This window comes from Blautia sp. DFI.9.10, assembly GCF_024461705.1.
GTDB lineage: Bacteria > Bacillota > Clostridia > Lachnospirales > Lachnospiraceae > Blautia_A > Blautia_A fusiformis.
In genome coordinates, this window is the sequence record NZ_JANGAA010000024.1 from 51,964 (window position 1) to 61,975 (window position 10,012).

Below are 10,012 nucleotides of genomic sequence, written 5' to 3' on the forward strand. Positions count from 1 at the left end.
TTCTCTTGTATTTTTGTTGTTAATTTTTTATAATCCTTTTATATAATCTATATTTGTAACGGCTTTTTTCACAGCCGAATTCGGTTTCATTAATTTGTTTTTGACATAAAGGAGAATATGTACTATGAAATTCTACAAATGTATCCCACCCAGTTTTTCCTCATTTCGCTATAAGCTCCTGCTCGCATTTCTGATTGCAACTATGGTACCTCTGATTTCCCTGACCTTCATCAGCTATCACATTTCCTATAACATTGCCAGAGATCATATCATCGATTCTGCCGTAATGACTGACAAGCAGCTAGTCTCTCAGCTGAACGACCGCCTCGGTCAGGTTGAAAATGTAGCAGATACCATACAGTTTCAAATGTACTCCCTAAATCAGCCTTCCTCTAATAAGGTAGATGCACTGAAAAAATTCACCGCTGTGAAAAACAATATTTCGCTGTATAAATCCACATTCGATTTCTTCCATATATATGTTTTTCTGCAGCCCGATCAGCTCGGTTCAAAAGAAAGCCTGTACTTCTTTTCCACAGATGAGCTTTCTGCATATGGTCTGGATAAAAATATTGTTTCCGGTTCAGGCTTTTCCTCTGTCTGGATACCGGTTTCCAATATGCCTCTGCCTAAAATACTGTCCACAAAAAAGTCATCTGCCGATGTGATCCTCTGCGTCCGGGCACTGAAAAATCAGGCCACCGGTATTCTGGAATACGCCTACGGCATTGCTCTGGACACTTCAGAGCTTACCACTTATCTGCAGCCTGCTGCTTTGGATTCCCGCATATACAGCTACATTCTCACAGATCACGGAGAGATTGCAGCAAAAAATACATCCTCACTGAATTTATCCGGAATTTCCAAAGCACAGTTTCAGAAACTCAAAGGAAATGCAGATTCTTCTTTTCACAGCGGCGACAAATATTATAACTGCTGCACCTTAAGCAATGGCTGGCTTCATGTTACCGAAATCCCGGAAAGCTATATTCAGGGCAACACGCACATCCTGATCCGTGCCTTACTGATCACTGTCCTTATTTTCTTGCTCCTTACTGTTATCATCGTTATCCTGTTTTCCGAAAATCTTACCCGGAAGATCACTGCACTTTCCTATGCAATGGAAGCCTTTCAGCTGGGATATGACCCGGAACATCTATCTATCGTTACTGTTCCCCACCCGGATGATCCTTCCAGGTATGATGAGATTGACAGACTGGGCATCACCTTTGAAGATATGCAACACACAATAGCCGGAAACCTGAAGTCCATTGTAAATCTTTCCGTAAACGAAGAACGTCTGAAATACCAGCTGCTCCAGTCACAGATCAATCCGCATTTTCTTTACAATATCCTGGGATCGATCCGTACCTGCCAGTCCCTTGGAAAGCTTGACATTGCTGATCAGATGATCGCAGATCTGACTGCCTTTTACCGTCTTACCCTGCGTAAATCAAAGGAACTTATTCCTATTAAAGATGAATTGGAAATTGCCCGGCTTTATCTGGAAATGGAAAAGCTCTGTCATAAAGATAATCTGGACTGGGAGATCGAAGCAGAAGATGGAATCGAAAATTTCCTGATCTGCAAGTTTACACTTCAGCCATTTCTCGAAAATTCCATTCTGCACGGGATTTCTTCGGGCACACCAGCTGTTTTCATTTCGATCCATGTTCTTTATGGCGATGATACGGTTGTGATCTCCATTGAGGACAACGGTGCCGGCATGGACTCCGAAACCCTTGCACAGCTGCGCCATGCTATTGAGCATAATGTTATTGATTATGAGAAGCATTTTGGAATTTCCAACGTAAGTTCCCGTATTTCCAACCCATTATACGGAAACGGTTCCGTAAGGATCCGCAGCAACCCCGGAAACGGCACATACGTCACCATTGAATTCGAACAGATGGAGGAAGATATCGATGAAAAAAATAATGATCGTAGATGATAATTACTTATCTGCAGAAGGTATCGAAAAAAACATAGACTGGGAAACACTGAATGCAGAGATCATCCATGTCTGCTACAATGGAACCTCTGCTATCGAAGCCATGAAAAAAGAGCCTGTAGATCTGATCATTTCTGACATTGAAATGCCTGATCTTGACGGCATTTCCATGAGCCGTCAAGCTCTTGAGATCAATCCTATGGTGAAGATCATCCTGATCAGTGCCTATGATAAATTTGAATATGCAAGACGCGCTCTGCTCCTCGGTGCTCTGGATTATATCGAAAAGCCTCTGGATTATGCCTATCTTATCCAGAAGGTAAAAAACGCTTTTGCACTGATGGAAAAGGAACAGAAAAATCTCCAGCTTCTGAAGCAAAGCAGGCCTCTTCTTACAGAAAAATTTTTCCGCGAGATCACACACCTTCCGTCTTCTGAAGCAGCCTACCGACTGAAGCCTTATCTTAAGTATCTGAACCTGGAGCTGAATTATGATTTTTATACAGTTGTTATTCTGGAGCTTGAAAATGCTCCGGATCTAAAAGCTGTTTACGGGATTGAAAAGTTTCAGATGGAGCTTTTCAACCTTCAGGATCTGATAACTGAGGAAACCGCTTCTCTTGATTTTGTGTATCTTCTCCCGGATATGGATGGCTATCTGTGCATTCTGGGACACAGCGGCTGTCAGTCCAACAGCTTCCGCCAGCTTACCAGCGGACTTATTTCCTCAATCGCAGATGCCTGCCAGCCACTGGGACTTTCTCTCAATGCAGGTATCGGAACAATTGTCCAGGATTTCTGGAACCTGAACCATTCTTACAAAAGCGCCGTACATGCACTGGAATACAGATTCTTTTTCCCGCATCAGAATATCTTTGACGGAAGAGAGGCTCTGGGTTCCGATCTGTCTGTTGCAGATTTTTCAGATACAAAGGAGGATGAACTGATCCGGCTTCTCTGCAAAAAGGATACCGCTGCCATAGATCTCTGGTTTCAGAATTTTTCCGACTGGCTCACTCAGAAATTTCGCACAAAGAATTTCGCTTTCATACAGATTTATTCTCTTCTTGGCCGGATCCTGAAATTTTTCTATGAATTAAATCTGGATACGCATGACCTTGAAGCTAAAATTTTGTATGTTTACAACCACATAAATGAGTTTCATAATACGGAAGAGCTATGTCAATGGCTGAAGGATCTGTGCCATCTTTTATGTCGGAAGCTTGATTCCTCCATGAATGATTATCACCAGAAGCTCTGCGAACTGGTGATTTCCTATATCAACGAACACTACACTGACAATACGCTCTGCCTCAATGATATTGCTGCCTCTGCCAATGTAAGCCCTGCTTATTTAAGTGCTCTTTTCAAAAAAAATCAGGGAATCAGTCTCAGTGACTTTATCACATCTCAGCGAATTTCCGCAGCCGCCCGTTACCTGACTACGACTACTATGAGTCTGAAGGAGATCAGCCTGAAATGTGGTTATGCCAATCAATATTATTTCAGCACCAGCTTCAAAAAGAAAATGGGGATCACACCTTCCGCCTATCGGGAACAGCATACATAACTTCTTCTCTTCTTTATAACAAAGTTACTGGCACAAATGCCAGTGCCCTTCTCCGGAATTTTACTTATAATCAATCAATAAAGAGAACCATCATATTTTTTCGAAGGAGGGATCGCTATGAAAAAATGGAAAAAAATCCTGATATCTCTGATGACAGTCTTTGTACTGGCCATACTCCCGGCAGAATCGGCAATTCTGCCTGGCACAGTCTGTGTTACAGAGGCCGCTCCCAGGATCAGTTCTTCCAAGCTTACAGATCCTTATGAGATCCTGACACAAAAAGATGCTTCCGAGCTTGCCAACGACACTCTGGATATGGCTGTTCCATATTGGGCTGATCTTCTCAAGGGCTCCGGCATCACCCTGCGCTCCCTGGGCTTTTCAACTACAAAATAAGCTTTTCCTAAAAACAGATCGAGCATACCCGACAACACCCCTGGCTGTAACAGCCAGGGGTGTTGTACTGTCAGCTGCTTCGCAGCCTATTCCGTTAATTCTTCCAAATTCTTTTTTAATTCGAGCATCTTGTCTCTCAGCTCAGCAGCCTGCTCGAAATTCAGGTCTGCTGCCGCAGCACGCATCTGCTTCTCTACCTGAGCGATCACCTTCGTCAGTTCTTTTCGGTTCATGGATTCCGGATCCTTTTTAAGCTTCACTTCTGTCTCTGCCACCTTCTTCGAAACAGCGATCAGATCACGGACCGCCTTCTTGATCGTGGTTGGAGTGATGCCATGCTCCCTGTTGTAAGCCTCCTGTATCGCTCTCCTTCTTTCTGTCTCCGAGATTGCTTTTTCCATGGATTCTGTCATATTATCTGCATACATGATCACATGGCCTTCGCTGTTCCGGGCAGCACGGCCGATAGTCTGTACCAGGGATGTTTCCGAACGAAGGAAGCCTTCCTTATCTGCATCCAGGATCGCTACCAGCGTGATCTCCGGAATATCCAGTCCTTCTCGCAGAAGGTTGATCCCGACTAGCACATCAAACACATCCAGGCGCATATCGCGGATGATTTCCGCACGTTCCAGAGTGTCAATGTCTGAATGGAGGTACCGGACACGGATTCCCAGATCCTTCATATAATCCGTAAGGTCCTCTGCCATACGTTTGGTCAGAGTCGTGATCAGGACTTTGTTTTTCTTTTCAATTTCCTTATTTACTTCTGCTACAAGATCATCGATCTGTCCTTCGATCGGACGCACCTCTACCTTCGGATCAAGAAGTCCGGTAGGGCGGATGATCTGCTCTGCCCGGAGAAGTTCATGGTCAAACTCATATTCTCCCGGTGTCGCAGATACAAACATTACCTGATCAAGCTTGTTCTCGAATTCATCAAAGCTCAATGGACGGTTATCCTTGGCAGACGGAAGTCGGAAGCCGTAATCCACCAGTGTCTGTTTACGGCTCTGATCACCGGCATACATACCGCCTACCTGGGGAACTGTCTTATGGGACTCATCTATAATAAGTAAAAAATCATCTCCGAAGTAATCCATCAGTGTATACGGCGGCTGCCCCGGTGCAAGCCCGGTCAGATGTCTGGAATAATTCTCGATTCCGGAACAGAATCCTGTTTCCTTCATCATTTCCACATCAAAGTTGGTTCTCTCGGCAATTCGCTGGGCCTCGATCAGCTTGTCCTCACTTTTGAAATATTCCACCTGATGTTTCATCTCTTCCAGGATGGCATCTGCCGCACGGCGGATCTGCTCCTGAGGCACAACATAATGGGACGCCGGAAAAATCGCCGCATGGCTTTCCACACTTTTGATCTCACCGGTAAGCACATCGATATCTGTGATCCGCTCGATCTCATCGCCAAAAAATTCCACACGCACTGCCCGGTCTGTAGAGTTAGCTGGAAAGATTTCCAGCACATCGCCACGCACCCGAAAAGTTCCTCTATGAAAATCCATCTCATTTCTTGTGTACTGGATATCGATCAGCTGTTTGATAACCTCATCACGGTCCTTCTCCATTCCAGGGCGAAGAGAGATCATCATATCAAAAAACTCCTGAGGTGCACCTAAGCCATAGATACAGGATACCGACGAAACCACGATCACATCCTTGCGCTCACATAAGGCTGCTGTAGCGGAGAGACGGAGCTTATCGATCTCATCGTTAGTGGATGCGTCCTTAGCGATGTAGGTATCTGTGGACGGGACATAAGCCTCCGGCTGATAGTAATCGTAGTAGGAGACAAAATATTCTACTGCGTTTTCCGGGAAGAATTCTTTCATCTCGCCGTAAAGCTGTGCCGCCAGTGTTTTATTATGGGCAAGTACCAGAGTTGGCTTGTTTAACTGGGCAATGACATTCGCCATGGTGAAGGTCTTACCGGAGCCGGTGACACCAAGCAAAGTCTCGAACTGGTTGCCTTCTTTAAATCCCTCGACCAATTTCTCGATGGCCTGGGGCTGATCGCCGGTCGGCTTGTATGGGGCTTTTAATTTGAACTCATTCATGGTAAATCCCTCCATTTGTGACTTTTACTATGATCATTATCAGCCAAAAATTCGTATCCAGATTCGTAACGAAAAGCTCATTTTTATAGTGAATAGATGTGTTTCTCACCTCGTTACGAATAAAAGTCACAAAACTAATATTTGCGGATAAAACAGCACTCGGAAATACCTGAAAATACTAACCTCCGGTCCTGTCATATTTTTACTGTTTGTTCTTGTAACAGTCCCTATTATATCAAATAAATTTTTGAAAGTATATAGATTAACGCAAGAAAAAAGTACAAACGTTCGATTCTTATTTGTTATCATGCTGCGTTGAAATATTCCTCCAGGATTAAGTCTATTTCAATCACTTTCGATACTTCACTCAATATGATAAGTTTGCGTAAACGCAAAGAAACAGCGACTTTGAAAAGTCAAAGCCGCCGTTTTATACGGGCGTGTCAAATGACTGCTGTACGACGGCTTTTTTCTTTTGCCGTCGTACGGCAGATAATTATTTCTTATTTTTAATTGAAAAAGAATTTTTATAATATCGCTTATTTTTATATTTGAAAAGTTATCCCGCTTTTGCTTACCATATTATTTTCTTAAATTAACATTCATGTAACGCCCAATATTACGCAAATTCATCGAGTCCTCTACAAACTGAAGTTCATCCCAATATGCAGACCTTTGATTATACACGCTTATAAATTATTGGTTCATCATATCCAAAAGTTCTCTTTCCATTAACTTCCATGCTTTCCGATACTTCCAGAAAATTGTTGGAAAACTTTTCCCAAAGTTTGAATGTCATTACCGGAGAGAACTGGCTTGTGCTGCCTCCCTCCCAGATTCCGTTCTTTTCATGATAAAGTGCCGGATTAAATTTTTCAGATTTTTCTAGTTTAGAGTAATCAACATTCTTCATAGAATCATATGAAAATGTATTTTTATCTTCTCCTTTTGGAATTTCATAAGAAGAAAGTAAAATTCCCTGTTCTATTTCCGTGATAAGGAAAAGATGTGGAGATGCATGACGTTTTCCATTAATTTCATAATAACTCTCTTCAACAACAAATTTTCCTTTGAAATCTTCAGGAAGGTTATTTATTTTGTCATTACAGATTGTATTTACATGTTCCGCATATGGATATGTTTTCCCTTCTGCCTGCATCTTATTAAATTGATCCTTATTATCAAAATGTCCTGTCATCATTCCTACAAAATTATCAAGTTTCATCATATACTTTACCTCCTGGTATTTGCCTAATCACACTATTCCTCTTTTGCTTTTGCCATACTGGCGATATCTCCCACTCCATTCAATACCATTGTCGGAAGATAAGCATAAGTTTTGAGTGTATCCTTCGTTGAACATCCAGAGAGAACCAATACAGTAGACATACCACTTTCCATTCCTGAAATCACATCTGTATCCATACGATCCCCAACCATTACAGCTTCTGCTGAATGACATCCAAGCATATTCAATCCTGTTCTCATCATCAGTGGATTCGGTTTCCCACAGAAATATGCCTGTGTACCTGTTGCCATTTCTATAGGTGCAATCAATGCACGACAAGCAGGAGCAATGCCGTTCTCAATCGGTCCGGAAACATCTGAGTTTGCTCCGATCAGCTTTGCACCTTTCAGAACTAAATTCGTTGCTTTTGTTAATGTATCCAATGAATAGGAGCGTCCCTCTCCCACAACAACATAATCCGGATTTACATCATTCATTGTGATACCTACATCATAAAGTGCATTTAACAGGCCGGCTTCTCCTATCACAAATGCCGAACAGCCTGCCGCCTGTTCTTTTAAAAATGCGGCTGTTGCCAATGCACTGGTATAAAAATGTTCTTCTGGCACATCAAGTCCCATCCTAGCCAATTTCTGATTTAATTCTCGTGGTGTATATCCACTATTATTTGTCAAAAACAAATATTCTTTCTTTTCATCATGCAACCACTGGATGAATTCTGGAACACCTGGCAATATCTGATTGCCATGATAGATCACACCATCCATATCACAGATGAATCCTTTTTTTTCATTAAAATCGATTATGGATTTTATCATGTTCATATGCGCCCTGCCTTTCTTGTTTCTTTAGAATACACCTTACTCTTTTCATAATAAAATAAAGCGCTATTTTCTACAAATATTTTTATATTATATCATCCACACATGAAATCAAATACATAGCACTGTAAAATCAAAGTAAATATTTCGATCAACAGAACCTTTTATGACAACATCTCTTTCACACAAGTACTTCGATAATCACTTGGTGATATTTTATATCTTTCTTTAAATACTCGGTTAAACGTTCTCTGACTTTCAAATCCACTATCTAGACAAATATTTGTAATAGAATCACTCGTATTTTCCAAACGATGGCATGCATAGTTCAGCCTTGCATCGTTAAGATATTGATTAAAGTTTCTATGGAATGTCTTGGAAAAGAGTCTGGATAAAACATATTTACTCACGCCCAGGTCTTTTGCCATCTCTTCCAACGAAAACTTCTTCTTGAAATTTGCTGATATATAGGAAACTGTCTGGTAAATAAGATCGTTGCTCCCCACACTGCTCTTTTCTACCAAATTTAATTTTCCTATGCAGCGTGCCAACACAATTTGAAGATATGCCTGTGCAACAGTAATATCCGACTGTTCTGTCTCTAAAATTGCATTTATAACCCTATATACCTCCGGTTCAACCTTTTCCGCTTTGATGATTGGGTATTCAGGAGCCATGGATTGCATGATATCTGCAAATTTGACTATCGTAAATGGCGATGCAATCAGATAAGTCGCTTTATTTACACCGGGTGTCAGTACCTGATAGTGATGAATAACATCTGGAAATACAAAGCCTATATCTCCTTTTTCCATATGGTATAGTTCCTGTCCGACACCAAGTTCTAATGCTCCACTTGTTACACAAACGATCTCCAGTGCATTATGAAGATGTGGTTCAATATGTTTTGACTTCCTATTTATTGCTATGATCTCCTCTTTTGTGTCAACATATTTTAACTGCATGAAATACTCCCCTTTGCAACATTTGTCTATATCTTCTTTCGATTTGGCAAGCAATCCTTTTACACCTATCTTATAATCAACTTGTAAATAAGGAAAGGAGGAATTGCAAATGAGCAACCTAAAAAAATATCTGAATAACCTTTTGGTATTCTACACTGAATATTTTGAGCATCCTTACCATGTATAAATACTAAAAGGACTATTTTGTGAAAACTGAATATTTTCTTAAGGCCATTTCACAAAAATGAAGTGGTCCTTTTTTATTTTCAAAATACAGTTCTATCACTTTATATATAGAAAAAAGCACTGTCTCATCGAGCAACGACCAGACAACGCTTTCTCCTGTCAATTCTAATTTATGTCTAATGCATCTGTTACTTCATCTGCAGCAATTCCTTTTTCTGCTTTCAGTTTTTTATTTGCATCTTCTACATTCATTCTTGAAAGTACAAACATAATCAATACATCAAAGATTAACGGAAGCCAAAGATACATAAACTGCATCATATCAAGTGCAGACTGCGGCTGAGTTGCATTTGTTCCGATATATCCACTCAACTCAAGCAACCATCCAACAACAGCGGTTCCAATACCTCCACCGATTTTTACGCCAAGAGAAGTACAAGAGTACATCGTTCCGTCAATTCTCTTTCCCTGTGTAAGATAAGTGTATTCAGAGCAGGATGCGATAACTGCATTCATATCTCCCTGCCATGGTCCCTGACCTAAAGCTGCAAGAGCTGTAAATGCCATCATCAACGGAACACTGCCCATATATCCTGCAACAACAACAAGTGCTCTACCGATGACTGCTAAGACATAACCTCTTAAGTTCAGTTTATACATACCTTTCCACTTACCAACTAATGTCGGTGTGAAAATCAGAGCAATGATCAGTGGAATATTTACTGCCCATGCAAATTGTCCAAACAAATTCTTTAGGTTAGAATCGATGATGGAGTAAACGAAAAAGCAGTTTTGACAT

General features: G+C 41.2%; 8 protein-coding genes. 3 read left to right on the forward strand and 5 right to left on the reverse strand.

What is annotated here, in order from left to right; translation table 11 throughout:
• Positions 1-124 precede the first annotated feature (124 nt).
• The 3 genes from NE671_RS13385 (at position 125) to NE671_RS13395 (ending at position 3,917) form a co-directional block, all read left to right on the forward strand.
• Complete coding sequence (locus tag NE671_RS13385; RefSeq protein WP_256164084.1) at positions 125-1,951, forward strand: sensor histidine kinase; 1,827 nt, start codon at positions 125-127, stop codon at positions 1,949-1,951.
• Entirely contained in the window at positions 1,926-3,521 is a 1,596-nt protein-coding gene (locus NE671_RS13390; protein WP_256164085.1) for a response regulator, read from the forward strand. Before NE671_RS13385 ends, NE671_RS13390 begins: the two co-directional genes overlap by 26 nt.
• Positions 3,522-3,638: 117 nt before the next feature.
• The gene (locus tag NE671_RS13395; protein WP_256164086.1) at positions 3,639-3,917 is read left to right on the forward strand and encodes a hypothetical protein; all 279 of its coding nucleotides are present in this window, start codon (positions 3,639-3,641) and stop codon (positions 3,915-3,917) included.
• 86 nt (positions 3,918-4,003) lie between these two features.
• Here NE671_RS13395 and uvrB read toward each other — a convergent pair whose 3' ends face one another.
• From uvrB to NE671_RS13420, 5 genes are all read right to left on the reverse strand, one after another.
• A complete protein-coding gene (uvrB, locus tag NE671_RS13400) occupies positions 4,004-5,992 on the reverse strand; it encodes an excinuclease ABC subunit UvrB (protein ID WP_256164087.1) in 1,989 nt (662 codons plus the stop codon).
• 679 nt (positions 5,993-6,671) lie between these two features.
• Entirely contained in the window at positions 6,672-7,220 is a 549-nt protein-coding gene (locus tag NE671_RS13405; protein ID WP_256164088.1) for a hypothetical protein, read from the reverse strand.
• A 32-nt stretch (positions 7,221-7,252) separates the two neighbouring features.
• A complete protein-coding gene (locus NE671_RS13410; protein WP_021652318.1) occupies positions 7,253-8,065 on the reverse strand; it encodes an HAD-IIA family hydrolase in 813 nt (270 codons plus the stop codon).
• Positions 8,066-8,226: 161 nt separating this feature from the next.
• Positions 8,227-9,027, reverse strand: a complete 801-nt coding sequence (locus NE671_RS13415) for a helix-turn-helix transcriptional regulator (RefSeq protein ID WP_092069620.1) — start codon at positions 9,025-9,027, stop codon at positions 8,227-8,229.
• A gap of 351 nt (positions 9,028-9,378) precedes the next feature.
• Positions 9,379-10,012: MFS transporter (locus NE671_RS13420; RefSeq protein ID WP_256164089.1), on the reverse strand; the 634-nt coding region annotated here is incomplete at its 5' end.